We start from the raw sequence: 21,980 nt of genomic DNA, 5'->3' as shown, positions 1-21,980 counted from the left end.
AAAAGTTATGACGGTAAACTACCTTGCATTTGCCATTCCAGCATTTTTTATTTTTGTATTTATTGAGTTTAGGATCGCCCAGCACCAAAAAAAAGCGAAAATATTTAAATATGAAAGTACGATTGCAAATTTTAGTGTAGGTATTGCCGAAAGGTTATTGAACTTATTTATTGCGGCGAGTTTTTATCAGGTGTACGATTGGGTGTATTTAAATTATTCGATTTTCGATATTTCTACAAAATGGTATGTATGGATATTATTGCTCTTGTCGACAGATCTTGTTTGGTACTGGTATCATAGACTCGGCCACGAAATTAATTTTTTGTGGGCTGCACATATCGTTCATCACCAAAGCGAAGAGTTTAATTTATCGGCGGCTGCGAGGATTACGACCATTCAAGCCATTTTTCGCAATGTGTTTTGGTGTATATTACCATTAATCGGTTTTCATCCTAGTATGATTATTACCATACTTTTGGCTCATGGAGCTTATTCATTTTTTACGCATACACAATTAATCGGTAAGCTGGGCTGGCTGGAGCATATATTCATCACGCCTTCTTTGCATGGTGTTCATCATGCTTCTGACGAAAAATACCTCGATAAAAACTATGGCGATGTTTTTGTATTCTGGGATAAATTATTTGGTACTTTTCAGGCCGAAGAAGAGGCGCCTAAATATGGGTTAACACATCCTATTAAAAGTTATAGTTTTCTATGGCAACATTTTCACTACTATTTAGAAATAGGAGAGGCGTACAAGCGTGCAAATGGATTTAAGGCCAAATGGAATGCCGTGTTCGGGAGCCCAGCGTTGATGGATCAAAACATCCGGCCCATTTTAGAAGAGCGTTACTTTCAAAATAAAATACAACGAGCTGCTAAACCTAAGTTTAAAAACTATTTAAATATACAGTTGGTAGCAATAGTTGCAATGCTTACTGGTACTACCTTATTTTACAGTTTTTTAACCTCATTTAATAAAGCTGCAATACTTATCTTTATCTTACTCACTTTAATCAACATTGGCGCACTTTTGGAACAACGTAAATGGATCTATTACCTCGAATGTTTCAGGTTCATATTAATTTTTGGCTATTTTTTCTACGCTTTTAACCTGCTTGGTTTTTTAATATTTCCGGTGATTATCTTAATTGCGCTTGAACGGACATTCTCTTTACGTAAACTTTACATGAAGCATGTATTTGAGTACGCAAAGGCAGGTTAGTTATGTTTCTTTATCTTTCGGTTTAGGTTGATATATAAATGTTACAACGCGATGTTTCGTTTTGTTGCTCTATTTATTTTCCTGTTAACATACCTTGTAATAAAATTATTACGTGGTGCTTTTGTGTTGATGATTTAATCTGCTGGCGCCTTATTTTTCTTTATACATTATTAATAAAGCCATTTTTGCTTTTTTTAGGAATAACTTGCTTATTCTATTCTTCTTACGATCATCGTTATTTCTGTCTGTTTAAACATTCAATTAAAAAATATTTCTTGCTGATTTATTTTATTGTTTTTAGTTTCGATTTGTTTTGTTAATTTTAATTAACGAAATATATAGTAAGTAAAACTAAACGAATCGCAATATATTTAGGCTGCTTTTCAATACGTTAATGTTTGCTTAATATATTTTTAACATAAACAGGCTTACTTTGCCCGCAAATCCGGACAAAATAAATCGCACATATGAACCCTATTACTAACCGGATATACTATAATAATTATGATCAAAAATTTTACTCAACAGATTTCGTGGCATCAATGCGTTCTGCATGTAAAGCAAAGCAGTCCCGATAATCACCAAAAGAAAAGCCGAACTTTTTTTAAGAGTAGACTAAAACGCTTTAGTTTTTTAGTTTGTATTATGCTGATACAGTTAATTTGTATTAATGAAAGTTTTGCGCAAACTCCGGCACAAAATATTGTAATTAAAGGTACGGTGTTGGATGACCAGGATGGTCAGATATTAATTGGAACAACGATAACGGATAACAATAAGAAGTTTTTAGGCGTGACCAATGAGAAGGGAAATTATACCATCACAATTGCAAAGGGAACTACTGTTCTTTATAATATGGTGGGCTATTCAACTTTGCGGAAAACGTTTAATAATAACGAAAACAATGCTACAATAAGGCTGGCTTCATCTAGCAGTCAGTTAAATGATGTGGTTGTTACGGCATTAGGCATAAAGCGTGAGGAAAAATCGTTAGGTTATGCAGTTTCTAAATTAGATAGTACGGCCTTTACCAATGCGGTTTCTAGTAACTGGACAGATGCTTTATCGGGCAAAGTTGCAGGTTTAAATTTGGTTAGAAATAGTGGCCCAGCCGGTTCAAATAAAATTATTCTTCGTGGTGAAAATAATTTGACAGGAGATAACGAAGCCTTAATTGTAATTGATGGCGTTGTGGCGAGTAGTTCGGCAAGGCGTACAGGCGGTACAGGTGGCGGTGTTTACGGTACATCAGGAGATATTATGCCTGCCGATTTTGGTAGTGGGTTAAATGATTTAAATCCTGATGATATAGAAAATGTAACCGTATTGAAGGGTCCTGCTGCATCAGCATTGTATGGACAGCGTGGAGCAAATGGGGCTATCATCATCACAACAAAATCTGCCAGTTTAAATAAAAAGAAAGTTAATATCTCTTTTACTTCAAATAGTGCATGGGAAGAAATTAACAAAAGTCCTGATAGGCAAACACAATACGGCGCTGGGGTATCTGGCAATTCATATTACTCATATGGAGCGAGTGCCGATGGAGCAAACACCAATTCTACAAGTTCTACTTATGGCCCTGAGTTTTCTCCTGGAGCGATGTTTTTTCAATATGACCCTGCAACCAGAGCGCAAGGATTAACCAGAACACCATGGGTGGCAACTCCTGATCCAATTGATGCATTTTTTAAAACCGGTTTCGAATCATCCAATTCATTTGGTATAGATGGTACTTATAAAAAAGTGGGTTTACGCTTCTCTGCAAGCCATGGCAATAACGAATGGATTGTGCCAAATACAGGTTTGGAGCGAACTACTGCGGCATTAAATATTACAAGTAACGTAACTAAAAAACTAAACATTAACGCCAAGGTGCAATATAGCAATAGAAAAAGCGATAATTTACCAGCCACGGGTTATGGTAATCAGTCGTTAATGTATTGGTTTATGTTTGCACAACCAAATATGAATATTGATTGGTATAAAGATTATTGGGCAACAAACTTAGTTTACAGACAGTTTACAAATTTAACTACCACTTTCCCTGAAGGCCCTTATGCTATATCAGAGCAATATTTAAACGGACAAAGACGGAATGGTTGGTTAGGAAACATCCAAGCGACTTATAGATTTACGGATGCATTGAGTTTAATGCTTAGAGCATCGGGAGATTTGAATAATGATGTTCGCGAAACTCTTCGCCCTTGGGATGCTGCAGGTAATAAATTCGCACATGGTTCTTATCGCGTTGCGGATATACGATCTTACGAAATAAGTGCCGATTTTTTATTAAAGTATAATAAACAATTAACTAAAGATATTCAGCTTACTGCCAATTTAGGTGGTAGCCAAATGCGTAATCAATACAACAAGCTAGAAAAAAGAGCTGATGGATTAGTTATTCCAAATCTTTATGAGTTAAGCAATAACGAAAATCCTTTAGTTTATGCCCCCGATACGGCACAATACAGGCTCAATAGCTTTTATGCTTTAGCTTCTTTAAGCTTTAAAAACTACCTTTATTTAGATATAACAGCCCGTCAGGATTGGAACAGTACATTAGCAACAATTACCAGAACTGATAATGTTGGTTTTTTCTATCCTTCTGCAAGTTTGGCTTTTGTTGCTTCCGATTTTTGGAAACTACCAAAAGTAATCAGCTTTGCTAAATTAAGAGCCTCTATTGCCAGTGTTGGTAGTGGTGGCACCACGCCTTACAGAACTGCTTATAATTATTTGTACGCAGCAGATGGTATTTACCCTGATAGCGCGATGAATAATCCACGTGTTTTGCCAAATCCCGATTTAAAACCACTAAAAACGACTACAATTGAGCTTGGTTTAGATTTAAAATTATTTAACAACCGATTAAACTTTGATTTTGCAGCGTATAGCGGAAACACCAAAAATCAGATTTTGAGTCGCATTGTTGATAAGGCCTCCGGTTATAACGTTCAAGTAATAAATGTGGGTAGGGTAGATAATAAAGGCATTGAGCTTGCCATAAATGCTACACCGCTAAAATCTCGTACTTTTAAATGGGAGGTAAATGCAAACTTCTCGGCCAATAGAAATAAAATTAGAGAACTGGCAGATAGTTCAGTTGTGTTACGTACTGGTGCGCTAGGTGGCGGACAAGTGGTTGCCAATGTTGGCGGTAGCATGGGCGATATGTATGGTAGAGGTTATTTACGTTCACCAGATGGGCAAATAGTTTTTAATCCGACCACAGGAGTAGCGCTAGAAAATCCTGATTTGCTGTATTTAGGTAACACAATACCTCAATTTAGGTTTGGTTTTGGCACTAGTATTACTTATAAAAATGTTAGTGTTAGTGCATTGTTTGATGCACAATTAGGCGCAGTTGGGCATTCTTTAACATTTTCTAGAATGGCATCGTTAGGTAAACATAGTATTACCTTGCCAGGAAGATATAATGGCATAGTTGGCGACGGGGTACTTCTAAATCCTGATGGAACATACCGTAAAAATGATGTGGTAGCCACCGATATGAATGCCTATTACGAATCACTTTATGGTAGTGGGCAAGCAGAAGGAAGCGTATTTAGAACGGATTACTTAAAATTTAGAGAAGCAAATTTAACATACAATTTTGGGCAAAAAGTGCTTAAAAGTATAGGTTTTACTAAATTGAGTCTAGGTGTTTATGGGCGTAACTTATTTATTTGGTCGCCTTGGCCAGCTTTCGATCCCGAGTTTGGAACATTAGCGGGAGGAGATATAGTTCAAGGTTTTGAAACAGGCCAATTGCCTTCTACCAGAACCTTTGGAGCCCGTTTAGTAGTTGGACTTTAATTTTATCAACATGAAAAATTATAAACAAACATTAGCATATACTTTTTTAGCCATTATTGGTTTAACCTTTAATTCTTGTACAAAAGACTTTACCGGAGTTAATACCGATCCTATTGGCAAGAGCACAACAACAGCAAACCAATTATTAGCACCTGCTTTAGTTGGTGTTCTTAACGCAAATATGAGCAGAAATTGGAATTTTAATAACCAACTAATGCAAGTAACGGTTGAAATTAACGATTCGGAAGGTCGTGTTTTTAGGTACGATGTACGAAGAACACAGGCAGATTATGCCTGGAACAATTGGTACTTGTTTTTAACTGATTTAAAAGATATTTATACCATTGCCAGCAAGCCAGAATCGCTAAACAAATCATATCAAGGCATATCACTTGTTGCTCAAACTTGGGTATCTCAATTATTAACTGATACTTATGGAGATGTACCTTATAGCGAAGCCAATTTAGGTAAAGAGGGAAACGTACAACCTAAATTTGACAGACAAAAAGATATTTATGCTGATATGTTTGCCAAATTAGAACAAGCTAACCAACTTTTAAAAGAGGGTACGCCAATTAATACCACTGGCGATCCTGTTTTTCAAGGCGATGTTTCAAAATGGAGAAGGTTTTGCAACTCGTTATATTTACGATTATTATTAAGGGCATCGGGCAAAGCCGAAGTTGCGCCAACTATAATTGCCAAAATAAAACAAATTGTTGATGGCAACCCATCAGAATATCCGATAATGCAAAATAATACCCACACGGCTAAAATTTTATGGAACGGAACAAACAGTAGTACCGCAGTTTTTTCATCACCATTTATGGTGAATATTAGAGCTGCTGATTTCAGGGGAATTCCTATTTGCAATTTCTTTTTGGGTAATCTGGTAACATGGGATGACCCCCGTATGAATAGTAATTTAACAGGTAACAATGTTAATCGTTTTTGTATAGATGCTGCACCAAATGGTGGTTTTGTTGGTATTCCAAGTGGTTATGCTCAGGGATCTGGTCTTTCGGTTTTATCTCACTTTAATTCTGATGCTGAAAATAAGCCCACCTTACAAACTGATCGTTTTACAGGTATAATTATGAATGCTGCCGAAGTTGATTTTATTTTGGCAGAAGCTGCTGCAAGAGGATGGATTAGTGGCCCAACTGAAAAATATTACTACAAAGGAATGGTTGATGCGATAAATTATTGGTTGCCAAATTACATCAGTACAACAACTGATAGTAGGTTTATTGATTATGTACAGGCAGCCAATTTAGATTGGGATTCAACACTTCCATTGGATAATACCACATCCGGAAATAGTCAGTTAGAGATGATTCATATACAAAAATACTACGCAATGTTTTTGGTGGATTTTCAGCAATGGTTTGAATATCGCCGTACCGGGCATCCTATTTTACCAAAAGGCCCCGGTTTGGTTAACAACCAAAAAATGCCAGCACGGTTAAATTATCCAGTGGTAACACAATCAACAAATCCAACTAGCTATAATAATGCAATAGCTGCACAAGGTGCTGATGACATAAATACCTTAATGTGGTGGCAGAAACCATAATTATTTAAAATTGAATTAAAAAGTTATGAATAAAATAATAAGAAATATGCTGTTTGCACTAGGGTGTATTGCAGTTATAATAAGTTGTAAAAGAGATACCGATTACGTATTATCAACACCGAGTATGTTTATCCCAAATGTTGATTTACGCAAAATTTATAAAAATACCGAAGTAACGCTTACAACCGAAAATATGCGTGGGGCCAGTATGGTTAAAGGGCAGGTAATTTCTGATCATTCTACCAATAATTTGCCATCGGGTTTGCTCATCATTCAAAATACTAGAATTGTTGGTGGGCTAGATTCATTAAGAGGTATTGCCATAAACATTGGTGTCGATGCCGCGAAATATGTTCCTGGCGATTCTGTTCATGTTAAAATTGAAGGGGGAGTGTTGAAACGTGTTGATGGTACGTTACAAATTATGGGAAAAACTGCTGCTGATGTTACTAAAATTGCTTCAGGTAAAACTTTATATATTTCGAGAGGATATGGCAATCTAATAGCTACTTATCCGGATAGGTACGAATGTACTTTGCTAACTATTTATAAATGTACATTCAATCCAACGTTATCTGCTACAGAAACCTTAGCAGGCGATAAAGTTTTAAATGATGGTACAAATGATTTCGGATTCTATACCGATCCAAAAGCGTCATTTGCATCTGTAAAGCCACCATATTCTGGTAATTATAAAGGGATAATAATCAATAAAATCGTTAATGACAAAATAGTTCCACAACTACGTATAACTAATGCTAATGATATTGGCGCTTTAAGCACTAACATTGATGCTCCTGAATGTGTAATTTCAGGCTTTATAAGTGATGTAAATGGTGGTGATGGCAACAATGAATACGTTCAGCTCAGGGCTACTAAAGATATTAATTTTGCCAACACGCCTTTTTCTTTGATAGTTTCTAACAATGCTGGAGCATCTGTACCAACGGGTGTACCAGCACAAGGTTGGGCAACTGGCCAGCAGCGTACATACAAAATAAATCTAACTTCTGGCACTGTAAGCAAAGGCGAATTTTTTTATGTTGGTGGTATAAATAAATTAATTAACGGCGCTAATTCTACATCAATTGCCTCATCAAAATGGATTAGGGCATTAGATTATAATAAGGTGAGCGATCGTTTTAACTCAGCTAGTACAGTTACTGGTAATGCCACCACGGGTTTAATGGCAAATACTGGTAATGCATTCGGGATGGCAGTATTTAGAGGTATTGAGGTTACCGGAGCTACTGTACCTATCGATGTATTGTGGGTTAGTACTGGCGGGCTATTATATCAATCTGGCGGTGCTCCTAATTATGGTGGAGGTTACAGAATTGGTAATACTGATATTTACGATATCATTAATCCTCAAAATTTAGTTCCTCAACCTTTTTACAGAGCAGGTACAAATACACAATCGTTAACCTATTTAACTGCAGATTTAGGCTATTTCTACCTTTTAGGCGGTGCTTATGATACAAAATTAAATAAATGGGTAAAAGCAAGAACGCAAACTCCAATTCTTTTAACTAAAACCTCAGCACTCAAAGATATTGAGCCTGCTAACGCAACTGAAATAAGATAATAAATTATAAAAAGTTAAAAATATCTATAAAAATCTTTGTCATCTGCGGAAGAAATTATTTTATATTCTTCCGCAGTAAATAAAAAATCATTCACAATGAATAGAAGATCCTTTATTCAAAAATCTGCACTCTTAAGTACAACGCTATTCGTTAGTATCAAAGCTTTTTCTTTTTCATCGCTATTAGAAAACAAAATTTCTGGTAGGATATTAAGTAAAGGAAAAGGAATAGCTAAGGTTGTAGTTTCAGATGGCTTTAACGTAGTTCAAACTGATAAATCAGGCTATTACACCATCGGAATTAATCCCCTGGCGAAATTTGTCTGGATTAGTACACCTTCAGGTTACGAATTTAAAACTGAAAGTTCTATTGCTAAACATTACGAAAGCGCATTAGGAAAAACCAATCTGAATTTTGAGTTAACACCGATAAAACAAAATGACAACCGTCATAATTTTATTATTTGGGCCGACCCTCAGGTCAAAAACAAAAAGGATGTTGCGCAGATGATGGAAACTTCAGTTCCGGATACGATAAAAATTATCAAAGCAATGGATCCAAAAATTCCGGTTCACGGTATTACCGTTGGCGATATTGTTTGGGATAATCATGAGCTATTTACTGATTATAATGCTGCCGTTACTAAAATGGGAATTCCATTTTTTCAGGCTTTAGGCAATCACGATATGGATTACAGAATGGGTGGTGATGAAACTTCTGACAAAACCTTTCAGGAGCATTACGGTCCAACATATTACTCATTTAACCGCGGAAAAGCACATTATGTTGTGCTAGATGATGTTCGCTATTTAGGCACTGAAAGAAATTATGACGGATTTATTTCTCAGGCTCAATTAGATTGGTTGGCAAAAGATTTAAAATTTGTGGCGAAAGACGCTTTGCTTATCATCAATCTTCACATTCCTGTGCATAATGCGGTGAAAAATAATACTGATTTTTATGCGGTTTTAAATGGATTCACAAATGTTCACATTATGTCTGGCCATACACATTACAATCGCAATGTGATAACCAATGGCATTTTCGAACATAATCATGGTGCAGTTTGTGGCGCCTGGTGGACGGGTCCTATCTGCGAAGACGGCACTCCGAGAGGTTACGGCGTTTATGAAGTTAACGGCACGGAGTTGAAATGGTTTTATCAGCCGACAGGCTCAACAAAAAAAGAACAGGTTCATATTTACGTCGATGATTTAACCAACCAGAAGCGACTGATCGCCAATGTTTGGAATTGGGATCCGGAATGGAAAGTTGAATACTTTTTAGATGGAAAAGCCATGGGGCCGTTAGAACAGCAGAAAGGTTACGATCCCTTATCAGTAAGTTTATATAAGGGTGATAAATTGCCCGCAGGAAGAGCATTTCCCGAACCAAGCAAAACAGACCATTTATTTGTGGCTCATTTTGAACCTTCAATCAAAAAGATAAAAGTCGTTGCTACTGATAGGTTTGGTGAAAAGTTTGAGGCTGATTTTACGGCTTAATTTAATAAGGAAACATTATGAAAATTTCGAAATCCTTGGTTGTGATTTGTATGAGTGTCATTACTCTTCAAGCGACTGCACAAGTTGCTGAATTTCCAAAATTTAGTGCAGAAGCACATCGTGGTGGGAGAGGCTTATGGCCGGAAAATACCATCCTGGCAATGCAAAGTTCGATGAAAATTGATGGCATTACAACCCTTGAAATGGATACGCACATTACTAAGGATGGTCAGGTTGTGGTGACCCATGATGATTATTTAAGTCCGGGTTTTATGCTTACGCCTGAAGGAAAGGAAATTCCATCAACTGATGCAAAAAGATATCCGATTTTTCAAATGGAATATAAGGATTTAAAACAATTCGACTTAGGCACAAAACCATTGGCTGGTTTTCCAAATCAGCAAAAAGTTAAAACAAATATTCCCTTGCTGAGCGATTTGATAGATGCCGTTCAAAAAGAGATAAAAAAGAATAAAACAAAACAATTTTTTTATAACATTGAAACAAAGTGCGATGCAAAAGGGGATGGCATAACCAATCCTGAACCTGCAGTTTTTGTCGAATTACTGATGGATGTTATCAAAAAGAAAAAAATCATGCCTTATGTGGTTATCCAGTCTTTTGATAAAAGAACAATTCAACTTATTCACGAAAAATATCCTGACGTAAAAACATCATTCCTGGCCGCAAATAAAAAATCTTACGAAGAAAATATTGCCGATTTAGGTTATAAACCCTTTATTTTAAGCCCCGTTTGGCAAATGGTGAATGAAGAACTGGTTAAAAAAGCACATGCAGATGGGGTAAAAATCATTCCCTGGACTGCCAATACTTTAGCCGATATTCAGAAATTAAAAGCCTTAAATGTTGATGGTATTATTTCTGATTATCCGGATATTTTAGTTCAGGCAAAATAGTATTTTAGCTTTGTGAAAAATAAAAAATGAAAGCCATTTTAAATAAGTTATTAATAACCATTGTTGTATTTACGCTCAGTTTTACAGCGGCTAATGCTCAGGTGGTAAAATGGGACAGTACTTACCGCCCTGGGAAATATGTTGAGCAGGTAGCGAAATTTAAAGCCGATCCAAAATCTAAAACAGATTTTGTCTTTTTAGGCAACAGCATTACTGCCGGAACAGATTGGGCTAAACTTTTAGACCTTCCACAAGCAAAAAACAGGGGGATTTCTGGCGATATTACTTTTGGTGTTTTAGCGCGTTTGCAAGATGTGATTGATGGTAAACCTTCAAAAATATTTATCCTGATCGGAATAAACGATATCTCCAGAAATATTCCGGATAGTGTGATCTTGAGGAATTATAAAACAATGATTGCCAGAATCAGAAAAGGATCGAAAAAAACAAAAATTTATTTCAATACACTTCTGCCAGTGAACAGTGCTTTCGAAAAATTTAAAAACCATTATGGCAAAGACGAACATATTCTTTGGTTAAATGATGAAATCAGAAAATTTACGGCTAAAAATGTAACGGTTATCGATCTGTATCCAAATTTTACCGATCAGGACAAACGTTTAAGGGCAGAACTTACCAAAGATGGTTTGCACCTTATTCCGGCAGGATACCAGGTTTGGGCAGAATTTCTTAAAAAGTCTGGTTATTTAACTGAGAAATAATATGATTTAGAAAGAAGTCAAGTTTCTAGACTTCTTTGGATTTATTGCGCTGTATTTAACCATTAATAGTTGCAGAAGCCTACATTCCTAAACCTGGTTGACGCGGTAGCTTCCGATTTCCTTCAAATCGGGACTACAAGCAGAAAACAGGACTAAACTTTAAATGCAGTACGACAACTGCTTTCCAAAAAAAATATGGTTTAACTGGTTTTTGGGCTTTGTTAAATAAAAAGGTTCTGGCCGGCAGTCAGTACTTTTTCTTTATCAATATTGTTAAAGCTAGGTATACTGCCTAGCTTTTTTATTTTGGTATATTGGAGAATGTATCTTTCCGTTTCCACATTCTCGTTACCATTAAAAATGATGCCTTTAACCGGAATTTCGTATTGTTTAAGCAGATTGACGGATAAAAGTGTGTAGTTAATACTGCCTAAATAATTTTGTGAAACCAATATCACTTCTACTTCCAGTTTTTTGATCAGGTCGATAATCAGTTCTTTTTCGTTTAAGGGCACCATTAAACCGCCAGCGCCTTCAATAATTAAATTGTTATTCGTTAAAGGCATATTGATTTTGTTCAGATCGATCTCAATACCATCTAATCTCGCAGATAAATGCGGTGATAGGGGTTGTGTTAATCTGTAGCTTTCCGGGTGGATAACCGTTTGCATATTGCTTATTAAACTACCTAATGTTATGCTATCGCTGGTATCTAAATCTCCCGATTGGATCGGTTTCCAATAATCGGCTTTTAGTTTTTCGGTTAAAATGGCACTGATTAATGTTTTTCCGATGCCTGTTCCAATGCCTGTGATAAAATATTTAGCCATTTAATTCAATTCTTTAAGATGATTAACCAACGAAATAATTTCCTCGTCGGTATTAAAATTGTGAAGACAGATTCTGAGCCTTTCTTTGCCTAAAGCTACCGTTGGGCTTAATATTGCCCGTACATCAAAACCTTTGCTTTGCAGTGCCTTAGCGGCCAGTTTAGTCGTTTCATTTGATGAAAACAAAATACCCTGAATAGTACTTTCACTATCAAGTGCATTAATGTTTTGCGCTTTTAACATTTTTCTAAACAATGCAATTTTTTGATGAATCAGCTGGTGATCAATCTTATTTAAGTGTTGGTATGCCGATTTAACTGCAACTATATTATGAATGGGAGCAGCTGTGGTGTAAATGAACGATCTTGCAAAATTAATAAGGTAATGGCGTAAGTTTTTACTTCCTAAAATAATGGCTCCATGTACGCCCAAGGCTTTTCCAAAGGTCACAATTCGTGCAAATACTTTATTGGTCAGGTTAAGCTGGTTGATCAACCCGCTGCCGTTTGCACCAAAAACTCCTGTAGCATGAGCTTCATCTACAATCAGGTTGGCCTGGTAGCGCTCGCAAAGATTCGCTATCTCTATTAGCGGTGCAATATCTCCATCCATAGAATAAACGCTTTCTACCACTACAAATATGTTTCCTTTTGCCAATTTCAGTTTGGTTTCAAGATCGTTTATGTCGTTATGATGGAATTTATAACGCATAGCGTGGCTTAACCTGCAGCCATCTATAATGCTGGCGTGAATCAATTCGTCAGTAATAATGGTGTCGCCGCGCTGCGGGATGCTTGATAATAGCCCTACATTGGCATCATAACCAGAGTTAAAGATTAATCCACTTTCAGCCATGTGAAAATCGGCAATAAACTGTTCGGTTTCTTCGGTAAGTGCGGTATTTCCGCTTAACAGTCGCGAACCGCCAGCTCCGTTCAGGTAATTAGGGAGTGTGGCTATGGTATTGTCAATCAGTTTTTTTAATTCGCTAGATCTGGCAAAACCTAAATAATCATTAGAACAAAAATCAAAAGGAGGGATGTTAGTCGATAAATTCCTAATCGAAAGGTTATCTTTTCGTTCCTGAAGTTTACCGTCAAGAAAATGTTCAATTTTGCTCATCGGTCAAAAGTAAAAAAAGCGCCCCGAATAATCGGAACGCTTTTAAAAATATAATTAATTAATGTTTGAACTATTTATCCTTGTGCTGGAGGATTAGAAACTACAGGTGCTTTGTCTCTTTTACCTCTTCCACCCATTCCTTTTCTCATTTTCTCACCCTTTTCTTTGGCTTCGGCACGGAATGCATCCATTTTGGTTTTTTGTTCAGCAGTTAAAATGCCATCTATTTTAGCTTTTTGCTCATCAAAAACTGCTTTACGTTCTTTCATTTTGCCTTTCATATCGCCTTGATCAGCAGATCTCCAAGCCTCCATTTTCTTTGCGTTTTCCAATTCAATGGCGTAAATTTTTGTTTTTTGATCAGCGGTTAAGCTTAGCTGTTTCTCTAATCTTGCGGTTACCTTTTCTGCTCTTTGCTCGGCAGTCATTTTAGGCATTGCCCGTCTTACTCTCTTTGTAGTGTCTTGAGCAAATGCAGCGGTTAATCCCATTACTGCAATTGCTATTGTTAAAATTGCCTTTTTCATGTTTTGTTTTTTATGTGTTTGTTAAATCAATAGATACATAAAAACGCAAACGGTTTAATCGGGCCTTGTTAAAAAGTGTTAATTTTTGTTTAACTGAGAGATTGACTTCTGCATTTGCGCCATCATCTGTGTTAAGGTTTCCATTGTTGGATCTGGTGCAGGTTCTGGTAATGAGGTAGATATATATGCCTTGGCTTTCCAGATTTCCAGGATGTCGTCGGCAGCAATTGTATAGGCATCATATACTTTATTATCTGATATCAGCTTTAAATCTTTATTCTCTCTGAAACGGTTACCTGCTCTTTTATATACTACACCTTCATTTTTACTAATCACGATATACGTTTCGCCGGTTTTTACTTCATTCCAGTTATCCAGGTATTCGCCAATGATCACACTGCCTGGTTGAACAGGTAACATACTATCGCCCATAATTTCAAAAGCCCTAAAGGTACCTTGTCTTAATGCGGCTAAGGGAAGTTGAAATTTCGGTAGGTCGCTAATATATTGAGGATCAGAAAAACCGTTCAAATAACCAGCGCTTGCTTTAACCGGAACCAATTCGATGTTTTCGCGATCGTTCTGATCAACCGAAATACTCAGTACCCTTAGGTTAGATCCCTGGCTTTTTGGCTTCGGTTTCCAGCTGTCAGATATTTTCTCATTGATGAATTCATCGATGGTAAGATCAAAATATTCGGCTATTTTTTTTAGCAAATCATATTTAGGTTCCGCCCGGTCTTCCTCGTAAGCACCAATGAGCGATCTCTTGATTTCCATAATATCAGCGAAATTTTGCTGCGTATGGCCTTTTTTCTTCCTGAGGTACTTTAAATTATTTGAAATATTTGACATAAAAATAAATTTTAAAATAAATTTGGAATTACTAAAATAGTTAGTAATTTTATGCTCATAAAGTTAGTAATATTATTTTGAATTGCAAGAGGGTATACTAAATAGTTTAGTTTTAAGTTTTAAACATAAGATCATGAAAAAGTTTGTTTATATCGTTACCGACAGAAATCGTACAAGTATGCACGTGGGCATGAGCTCTGATTTAATGAAGACACTGGATTTCTACAAACAGATGCCAAACTTGTTTTTTGATAACGGGCAGCAATTAACCCGTCTGGTTTATTTTGAAGAGTTTAAAACAGAAGCACAGGCTTTGCTGCGTTTTAAATCAATTAGTCGGTTTACACGCATGCAAAAAGAACGTTTGGTAAGATCTTGTAATCCGGATTGGATTGATTTAACTATAGGGCTCGATTTCGAAAATATTCTTTTACATCGGAATATAAGCAATCAGGTAAAACTATCATTTACGAGTTTGTCTTAATCCTTACGTTTATTAAACTAAAAAGAAATTAAACGGTCTTCATAAAAAAAGCGGTTATTTATATTAATCGCTTTTAAGAAATTAGGAATAGGCTAATTTTTTATTTTTTCGAGGAAAACATTTTCCAGATCTTGAAGATTTTTGAAAAATTTACTTTTATCCATAAAGACTTTAGGATTATAAGGGTCTCCTGATTTACGCTTATTATGGAGATCAAACTGACTTGCGTGAGAGGCAACCCAAAGATCAAAATCAAGCTTTTTCATTGCTTTAAAAGTTTCAGTATAATCTTTTTGGATATCTTTATATGATGCTATTTCTGAGAATTTTCTATCAACAATTATGGATGGCATATTGGCAATCAAAACTTTGTAGCTAGAATTTTTATCTTTCGTATCAAATATAAAACTACACGATCCTTTAGTATGTCCAGGATGGTGAAGCATTGTTAAAGTAGTGCTGCCTAATTTAATCTTATCGTTATTCTTCAATAGGAAATCTGGTTTTACAGGTTTGAAACTTATGCCGTATTTCCCAAGCTCATAATCCAATTTTCCGCCGGTTTCAAGAGCATCCGCATCTTTCTCATCTACATATAGTTTTGCACCGGTTTCTTTTTTAATCTCAGCCATTGCACCCAAATGATCAAAGTGGGCTTGGGTCAGGAGCAAAATTTTGATTGATTTATAATCAAATCCCAAAGTTTTTATATTTTCCTTTATTATTGGAAGCGAATTAGCTAAACCTGTATTTATTAATATATTTCCTTTTTCTGTTACAATTAAATAAGAAGCTAAATCATAAGTGCCAACATAATACAGATTACCTGCAATTCTAAATGGCGCTGTAGCTTGAGACCATTCTTTTGGATTATTAGCTGGCTCTGTTACTGTTTGAGCAAACCCCAACAGACTGCAAGACAATAAAACCAGTAAAAATATTTTTTTCATATGCAATTTCGCAATTAATTTCCTTTTACCATCCTGGAGCGAATGTTAAACCAAATACTCCAGTTTTAACATCTTTCCTTTGGAAAGGAATCGCATAATAAGGCTCCAATACAAAATAGCCAAAAACGTTAACCCGTAACGATATGCCGATACTCATTGCCGGTACACGTTCTGTTGTAGATTGATAGGTAACTGGATTTCCTTTATCATCTTTAACAGGAACACCACTGTTATCTAATACAGGTTCTGTAGTGTAAGTTGGCTCGCTTTTAAACTTTACCTTAGTGTCGTTTGTCCAGGCCAATCCTGCATCAAAGAATAAATTCAGATCAGAGAATAAAAATTTAGAAGGTATTGCGGCTAACTTTTTAGGTCCTGTAAAAGGTAAGCGTACTTCGAAGTTAAAAACGGCTATCTTACTTCCTGTTAACTGGTTAATATCGAAAGATTCTGAAGATTGAGCCGATGTACTTTTGTAAATTGAGTTTGATTCGTAACCTCTAATTAAATAAGGATAACCCAGATACATTGGATAAAGCCTGTCCGCATCTTTACCAATCCTTAAGGTGTTATAACTTCGTACGGCAAATGTTACTGGCTTAGCTCTCCAATATTTACGGAGATCTGCAGTTACACCAGCAAAATTATAGGTGCCAAAATACTTTTCCCCACTTACGCGATATCTAAAACCATCAAGCGGACCAGTAAGCCCAAAAATAGAGTTATCACCAATAAAGCCAGCATTTAACTGATAAAGTGTAAAAGAATTAAACGGAATGCCGTAATCCTGAGAAGCAACGTCATTAGAAATCCTGCTTTTGTCTGAACCAATGTAGTAACCCGCCGAATTGTAATAATTGCTATATCGGTCAACTCTATAACTATAATGTGAAAATGAGCCACCCAATTCAAATCTGTGAATTTTGCTAAATGGATAAGCCCCAAAAACCTGGATCTGATCTTCGAAAGTTCTAATAATATCAGTTCTGTCTGCTAAGGCATTAACAGTTTGATTATCACCTGTAGGGATATTTTCATATCCATAAGACCTAAATCCTGATACATAAGGGATGTGCGAAACAGCAGCCCCCCAGTTGATTCTGCTTTTCTGATTGATATAACCCACTAATCCACCAAAATCGTAAATTTCTCCGTTTACCGATAAATTTGCTATAATCTGGTTGGTTCCTAATATATCGCTAAACATACCCACAATACCACCTGAAACACCGGTTCCGAAACGGCTGGTAGAAACACCAACACCGCTATTTGCTAAATAATCTAACCTGAATTTCGGTTTGTAAGGCACGGTTTTCATCGAATCGGCTATGGTTTTTTCGAAACGATCAAAATTATTTAAATTAGAATTGATGATGTTTACACCAATGTTTTCCATTGGAGGAAGGATAGCCGCATCAAAATTTTCTTCCTGATTACCAATTCGTTTCGCTTTGAAGCTGCTTAACTTCGCATTATACAAAGTATAACGTTGGTAGCGATAATAGCTATATACAATATCGTCAGTTGTAGAAACTGAAATTGCAGGCGAAAATTCGGTAATCCCGCTAATTCCTGTAAAATAATCAGTTAACTGGTCTACTGTATTATCTGCGAAATTGTATTTATATAAATTCCTAAATCCATCTCTGTTAGAAAGGAAATAGATATTTTGACTATTTGAAGAGAACTGTGCATTTAGGTTATTTGCTCCTGGAAAAACATTTAAATTGCTCACCGTTTTAGAAGCAATATCGTAAACAGCTAGGTTTATTGGCAGTACGGCATTAATTACATTGGCCTGAATTGCAGCTCTATCTGATGAGAACACTAATTTTTTACCATCGGGAGAGTAACTGGGTGCATAATCAGAATATACATCATTAGTAATTTGAGTAATCGTTTTGGTGTCTAAATTGTAAGAGAAGATATCGCTCTGCCCTTCAACCATGCCCGAAAAAGCCACATCTTTTCCATTTGGCGACCAGGTTAAATTACCGAATTGCTGCACCTGATCCATCGCTGTTTGAGAAACTGTAGTTCCGTTTGAAACATTGATAATCATCATCTGGTTTTTACCATGACTGAAGATACTGAAGGCAAACTGTTTACTATCCGGCGACCATGCTCCAGCTGACTCTATAAAGTTGAAATCATCAATATGGCCGTTAGAAATCTGACTGCTCAGCTTTCTGATAATTCTGCCGGTTTTGGCATCTGCGAGGAATAAATCAATGCCAAAAAGGTCTTTTTCTGACATGAAAGCCAAATATTTTCCATCTGGACTAAGGGCAGGGGCAACGTTCATATTGCCTGCGTTTTTATTGTCGATGATTTTCGTACCCGTAATTTTGATCTGTGAACTATCTGCTTTTAACATTGGTTTATAATGCGCATCGATAGAATTTTTCCATAAACCCGACAATGTTTTGTCATCATAGCCAAAAGTATACCTGATGGCATTTTCATAACCATATTTTGCAGTATTCTTAAACAACGGAACGATGGTGGTATCACCGTACTGAGAACCTATGTAAGTCCAAAATGCCTGGCCATAGCGGTAAGGGAAATATTTGTTAGAGTTGGTTAAATCTTTCAACGAAGGGATATCACGGTTCAACATGGCATCGCGCATCCACATGGAAGTAAATGCATCCTTTTTTCCGATCGACAAGTATTCAGCCATACCTTCAACCATCCATAACGGTGTTTGCCCAACATTTTCCAAGCTAATCGAATCTTTTTCGAGCAAAAGATGGTATTGAAAAGCATGAACAAGCTCGTGACCTAAAACGTGTCTTGTTTGGCTATTCAGCTCCATAACAGGCATAATCACCCTGTTTTTTAGTGCCTCTGTAACTCCACCGGTACCAATTCCAATTTCTCCGTTAAGTGCTGTTGTTTGCTGGAAATCAGGATGGTTATTATATAGAATAATAGGGTTTTTCTTTAAAAAAGTATCTCTAAAAACTTCCTGATGCATTTTGTACCAGGTTTCGGCATCTTGCGAAAACCGTTTTAAAAGTTTCTCATTTTTGATATAGTAATAAATCTCGAAATGAGGTGTTTGCAAAACTTTAAAGTCGAGTTTTTTATACCTTACCTTGTTTTGTCCGAAATATTGGGCCTTAACAGAAAAAGAAAGAATAAGCAGAAGCACTAAAGAAGAATATCGCTTTAATAAAGTAGAGCCTATTTTCATATGTATGGTTTTTTAATGAAGTTCAATAATTTGCGAAAATGAAATTGTATGAGATTGGGAAATAAAAATAACAATTGTTTAAAACAGTATTAAAATTTTAACACTTTTTAGATTATTTTCTACTCAAAAGCGTAGATAGTTGATGCATCTGGTTATTTATCGCAATAAAAACTAAGGTTGATTGTTCTCACTCTCGTTCTTTTTCTTTTCTTTTTCTTCCTGACGTTGTTTTCTTCTCAATTCTCTTTCTTCTTTTCTGGTTAAAGGAACAGTAGCTGCCGGAGGAGTTTGAACAGGTTCAACTTTCTTTTCTTCTTTTTTTACTTCAGGTTCAACGGTTACAGGAACAACCGTTTCTGGTGTTTCAGGAACGGTAAAATCTGTTGAATCTACCGCTAAGCTATCGGTTGATGTGGTATCTCTTATAATTCGCGGGCTAGGGCAGTTGTAGGTTCTGGTAATATCAACTGTTGCTTTAGGGAATGGACCATAAGTATAACCGGATTTTGGATCGAGGTATACTTTCTCCATAAACTTAGCAAAAATGGGTAATGCCGTTCTGGAGCCTTCTCCTTGTTCCCCGTTTTTAAAGTGTGCCGTTCTTTCATCACAACCTACCCAAACACCAGTTACCAGATCTTTGGTTAAACCCATATACCAGGCATCAACATAATCAGAAGACGTACCTGTTTTACCGCCAATTTGATTGTTTTTTCTAAATAAATCTGGCCATTCCCATAACGCCTGCGATGTACCTTCTGGTTCTTCCATACCACCACGGAACATATAAGTCATTAACCAGGCAATTTCTTCTGTTAAAACCCTTTTTGTTTTAGGTTTAAACTCATCAATTACATTGTTATCCTGATCGGTAATTTTCTCAACTAGAATGGGGTCAGTTTTGATGCCTTTATTCATGAAGGTAGCATAAGCTTTTACCATTTCATAAACGGTAACATCGTTTGAACCCAAACTTACAGATGGAACAGACTCCAGATGGCTATCGATTCCGCACTCATGCGCATATTTTACAACATTATCCCAGCCTACCTTTTCGGTTACCTGAGCGGTAATGGTGTTTACCGATTTTGCCATTGCCCACCTTAAACTCATTTCGCGGTACGAAACACTGTAATCGGCATTTTTTGGCTCCCAATATTTTGTTTCACCTTTATCCTGATAAGCAATTTTAACAGGTTTATCTGTAAATTTATCACAAGGGCTCATCCCTTGTTCTAATGCCGTTAAATAAGCAAAAGGTTTAAAAGTAGAACCTGCCTGGCGTTTAGATTGATTAACGTGATCATATTTGAAAAATTTATGATCAATACCACCAACCCAAACTTTTATTTTACCACTTGCGGGTTCCATGGTCATCATTCCGGTATTCATGATTTTACCATAATAACGGATAGAATCTAAAGTAGAGAATAAAGTATCGCGATCGCCTTTGTAAGTGAAGATCTGCATCCTTTTCTTTTTATTAAAATAAGCGGTAACAGAATCTGGATTGTTAGGGAATTTCTTCTGTAAAAGCGCATAAATCGGCAAGTTTTTCATCGCCCTGTCGGGATAATTAACCTTTTGTTTTTCCGAATCATACCAAGGATCTTCGTTGCCCCACACATTATAAAACCTGCGCTGCAAAATCCTCATCTGATCGGCAACTGCTTCCTCAGCATATTTTTGAAGTTTAGAATCGATTGTAGTATAAATTTTTAATCCATCTTCATAAAGGTCGTAACCATTATCAGTGCACCACTTTTCCAAGTATTTTGCCACAGCAGCCCTTAAATAAGAGTCGCCATCGCTGCCATCCTGCATTTTGCCTTCTTTTAGTTTAATCGGCTCTTTAGATAATTCGGTTAAACTATCTTTGCTCAGGTACTTGTATTTGTTCATCTGTGCAAGCACCACATTTCTTCGTTCTAGAGCTTTTGCAGGGTTTTTGGTTGGATTATATAACGTTGTGCCCTTTAGCATCCCCACAAGCATGGCTGCGTCTGTAGTGGCTAAATCTTTTGCTTCCTTATCAAAGTAAATTCGGCTGGCTGTTTTTATCCCATAAGTATTGTTACCGAAAGAAACGGTATTCAGGTACATGGTGATAATATCATTTTTAGAATAATTAGATTCTAACTTTACAGCCGTCATCCATTCCTTTAATTTTACAATTAAGGTTCTTACCAACGGTATTTTGATCAATAATCCCTGCGATTTATTATAACGCGTACGATAAAGATTTTTTGCCAATTGTTGCGTAATGGTACTGGCCCCGCCATCTTTCCCTAAACCAACAACTGCACGGCCAACCGCTTGCACATCGATACCCCAATGTTTGTAGAAACGCACGTCTTCGGTAGCGACCAAAGCCTGTACTACGCTTGGTGCAATTTCATTATAATTTACAGGCGTTCTATTTTCTTTAAAGTATCTGCCAATCAGTTTTCCATCGGCGGTGTAAAGTTCCGAACCTACACGAAGGGTAGGCGCTTTAATATCTCGAACACTTGGTGAGTAGCCAAATAGCCACAAAAAGTTTAATTGAAGGGCAGAAAAGAAAATTATTATAAAAAATAAAAATATTGTAGAATAACGTAAGTACTTGTTTTTTATCTCTTTAAACATATTGGATAAGATGATCTTTAGGTAAAAGC

15 protein-coding genes are annotated in these 21,980 nt (G+C 36.4%); 8 read left to right on the top strand and 7 right to left on the bottom strand.

The window, feature by feature from the left end; all coding sequences use genetic code 11:
- Positions 1 to 7: 7 nt before the first annotated feature.
- The 7 genes from ACTJKN_RS01285 to ACTJKN_RS01255 all read left to right on the top strand — a co-directional run bounded on the left by ACTJKN_RS01285 (position 8) and on the right by ACTJKN_RS01255 (position 11,356).
- Entirely contained in the window at positions 8 to 1,228 is a 1,221-nt protein-coding gene (locus ACTJKN_RS01285; protein WP_440821965.1) for a sterol desaturase family protein, read from the top strand.
- 645 nt (positions 1,229 to 1,873) lie between these two features.
- The gene (locus ACTJKN_RS01280) at positions 1,874 to 5,047 is read left to right on the top strand and encodes a SusC/RagA family TonB-linked outer membrane protein (protein ID WP_440821963.1); all 3,174 of its coding nucleotides are present in this window, start codon (positions 1,874 to 1,876) and stop codon (positions 5,045 to 5,047) included.
- 10 nt (positions 5,048 to 5,057) lie between these two features.
- Positions 5,058 to 6,623 carry a SusD/RagB family nutrient-binding outer membrane lipoprotein gene (locus ACTJKN_RS01275; RefSeq protein WP_440821961.1) on the top strand — a complete coding sequence of 522 codons (1,566 nt, stop codon included), beginning with the start codon at positions 5,058 to 5,060 and terminating at the stop codon, positions 6,621 to 6,623.
- Between the two features lie 25 nt (positions 6,624 to 6,648).
- On the top strand, positions 6,649 to 8,211 hold the full coding sequence (locus tag ACTJKN_RS01270) for a DUF5689 domain-containing protein (protein WP_440821959.1): 1,563 nt from the start codon (positions 6,649 to 6,651) through the stop codon (positions 8,209 to 8,211).
- A gap of 96 nt (positions 8,212 to 8,307) precedes the next feature.
- Positions 8,308 to 9,717 (top strand): calcineurin-like phosphoesterase C-terminal domain-containing protein, encoded by a 1,410-nt coding sequence (locus ACTJKN_RS01265; protein ID WP_440821957.1) that lies wholly within the window; start codon positions 8,308 to 8,310, stop codon positions 9,715 to 9,717.
- A 17-nt stretch (positions 9,718 to 9,734) separates the two neighbouring features.
- The gene (locus tag ACTJKN_RS01260) at positions 9,735 to 10,634 is read left to right on the top strand and encodes a glycerophosphodiester phosphodiesterase family protein (RefSeq protein WP_440821955.1); all 900 of its coding nucleotides are present in this window, start codon (positions 9,735 to 9,737) and stop codon (positions 10,632 to 10,634) included.
- A gap of 26 nt (positions 10,635 to 10,660) precedes the next feature.
- Positions 10,661 to 11,356 carry a GDSL-type esterase/lipase family protein gene (locus ACTJKN_RS01255; protein WP_440821953.1) on the top strand — a complete coding sequence of 232 codons (696 nt, stop codon included), beginning with the start codon at positions 10,661 to 10,663 and terminating at the stop codon, positions 11,354 to 11,356.
- Positions 11,357 to 11,577: 221 nt separating this feature from the next.
- Here ACTJKN_RS01255 and bioD read toward each other — a convergent pair whose 3' ends face one another.
- From bioD to ACTJKN_RS01235, 4 genes are all read right to left on the bottom strand, one after another.
- Entirely contained in the window at positions 11,578 to 12,186 is a 609-nt protein-coding gene (gene bioD, locus ACTJKN_RS01250) for a dethiobiotin synthase (protein WP_440821951.1), read from the bottom strand.
- Complete coding sequence (locus ACTJKN_RS01245) at positions 12,187 to 13,308, bottom strand: aminotransferase class I/II-fold pyridoxal phosphate-dependent enzyme (protein WP_440821949.1); 1,122 nt, start codon at positions 13,306 to 13,308, stop codon at positions 12,187 to 12,189.
- Between the two features lie 74 nt (positions 13,309 to 13,382).
- Complete coding sequence (locus tag ACTJKN_RS01240; RefSeq protein ID WP_440821947.1) at positions 13,383 to 13,835, bottom strand: hypothetical protein; 453 nt, start codon at positions 13,833 to 13,835, stop codon at positions 13,383 to 13,385.
- A gap of 78 nt (positions 13,836 to 13,913) precedes the next feature.
- Positions 13,914 to 14,690 carry an XRE family transcriptional regulator gene (locus ACTJKN_RS01235; protein ID WP_086546492.1) on the bottom strand — a complete coding sequence of 259 codons (777 nt, stop codon included), beginning with the start codon at positions 14,688 to 14,690 and terminating at the stop codon, positions 13,914 to 13,916.
- 133 nt (positions 14,691 to 14,823) lie between these two features.
- Here ACTJKN_RS01235 and ACTJKN_RS01230 point away from each other — a divergent pair, with 133 nt between their 5' ends.
- Complete coding sequence (locus tag ACTJKN_RS01230) at positions 14,824 to 15,174, top strand: GIY-YIG nuclease family protein (protein WP_029275228.1); 351 nt, start codon at positions 14,824 to 14,826, stop codon at positions 15,172 to 15,174.
- Positions 15,175 to 15,266: 92 nt separating this feature from the next.
- Here ACTJKN_RS01230 and blaB3PEDO read toward each other — a convergent pair whose 3' ends face one another.
- The 3 genes from blaB3PEDO to ACTJKN_RS01215 all read right to left on the bottom strand — a co-directional run bounded on the left by blaB3PEDO (position 15,267) and on the right by ACTJKN_RS01215 (position 21,951).
- Positions 15,267 to 16,124 carry a PEDO-2 family subclass B3 metallo-beta-lactamase gene (gene blaB3PEDO / locus ACTJKN_RS01225; RefSeq protein WP_440821945.1) on the bottom strand — a complete coding sequence of 286 codons (858 nt, stop codon included), beginning with the start codon at positions 16,122 to 16,124 and terminating at the stop codon, positions 15,267 to 15,269.
- 25 nt (positions 16,125 to 16,149) lie between these two features.
- Positions 16,150 to 19,323: a peptidase MA family metallohydrolase gene (locus ACTJKN_RS01220; RefSeq protein WP_440821943.1), complete on the bottom strand. Its 3,174-nt coding sequence runs from the start codon at positions 19,321 to 19,323 to the stop codon at positions 16,150 to 16,152.
- A gap of 171 nt (positions 19,324 to 19,494) precedes the next feature.
- A complete protein-coding gene (locus ACTJKN_RS01215) occupies positions 19,495 to 21,951 on the bottom strand; it encodes a transglycosylase domain-containing protein (protein ID WP_440821941.1) in 2,457 nt (818 codons plus the stop codon).
- Between the last annotated feature and the right edge of the window lie 29 nt (positions 21,952 to 21,980).

This window comes from Pedobacter sp. 22163 (assembly GCF_052045595.1).
Lineage (GTDB): Bacteria > Bacteroidota > Bacteroidia > Sphingobacteriales > Sphingobacteriaceae > Pedobacter.
The sequence above is the reverse complement of the archived record's forward strand: the minus strand, read 5'-3'. Positions and strand labels throughout refer to the sequence as shown.

What these genes read in the sequence shown, in the direction of transcription:
- ACTJKN_RS01275 (WP_440821961.1), top strand. Translation starts at nt 5,058, where the DNA reads ATGAAAAATTATAAACAAACATTAGCATATACTTTTTTAGCCATTATT.
- ACTJKN_RS01270 (WP_440821959.1), top strand. Translation starts at nt 6,649, where the DNA reads ATGAATAAAATAATAAGAAATATGCTGTTTGCACTAGGGTGTATTGCA.
- ACTJKN_RS01255 (WP_440821953.1), top strand. Translation starts at nt 10,661, where the DNA reads ATGAAAGCCATTTTAAATAAGTTATTAATAACCATTGTTGTATTTACG.
- blaB3PEDO (WP_440821945.1), bottom strand. Translation starts at nt 16,124, where the DNA reads ATGAAAAAAATATTTTTACTGGTTTTATTGTCTTGCAGTCTGTTGGGG.
- ACTJKN_RS01230 (WP_029275228.1), top strand. Translation starts at nt 14,824, where the DNA reads ATGAAAAAGTTTGTTTATATCGTTACCGACAGAAATCGTACAAGTATG.
- ACTJKN_RS01220 (WP_440821943.1), bottom strand. Translation starts at nt 19,323, where the DNA reads ATGAAAATAGGCTCTACTTTATTAAAGCGATATTCTTCTTTAGTGCTT.
- ACTJKN_RS01240 (WP_440821947.1), bottom strand. Translation starts at nt 13,835, where the DNA reads ATGAAAAAGGCAATTTTAACAATAGCAATTGCAGTAATGGGATTAACC.
- ACTJKN_RS01285 (WP_440821965.1), top strand. Translation starts at nt 8, where the DNA reads ATGACGGTAAACTACCTTGCATTTGCCATTCCAGCATTTTTTATTTTT.
- ACTJKN_RS01280 (WP_440821963.1), top strand. Translation starts at nt 1,874, where the DNA reads ATGCTGATACAGTTAATTTGTATTAATGAAAGTTTTGCGCAAACTCCG.
- ACTJKN_RS01265 (WP_440821957.1), top strand. Translation starts at nt 8,308, where the DNA reads ATGAATAGAAGATCCTTTATTCAAAAATCTGCACTCTTAAGTACAACG.
- ACTJKN_RS01215 (WP_440821941.1), bottom strand. Translation starts at nt 21,951, where the DNA reads ATGTTTAAAGAGATAAAAAACAAGTACTTACGTTATTCTACAATATTT.
- ACTJKN_RS01245 (WP_440821949.1), bottom strand. Translation starts at nt 13,308, where the DNA reads ATGAGCAAAATTGAACATTTTCTTGACGGTAAACTTCAGGAACGAAAA.
- ACTJKN_RS01235 (WP_086546492.1), bottom strand. Translation starts at nt 14,690, where the DNA reads ATGTCAAATATTTCAAATAATTTAAAGTACCTCAGGAAGAAAAAAGGC.
- ACTJKN_RS01260 (WP_440821955.1), top strand. Translation starts at nt 9,735, where the DNA reads ATGAAAATTTCGAAATCCTTGGTTGTGATTTGTATGAGTGTCATTACT.
- bioD (WP_440821951.1), bottom strand. Translation starts at nt 12,186, where the DNA reads ATGGCTAAATATTTTATCACAGGCATTGGAACAGGCATCGGAAAAACA.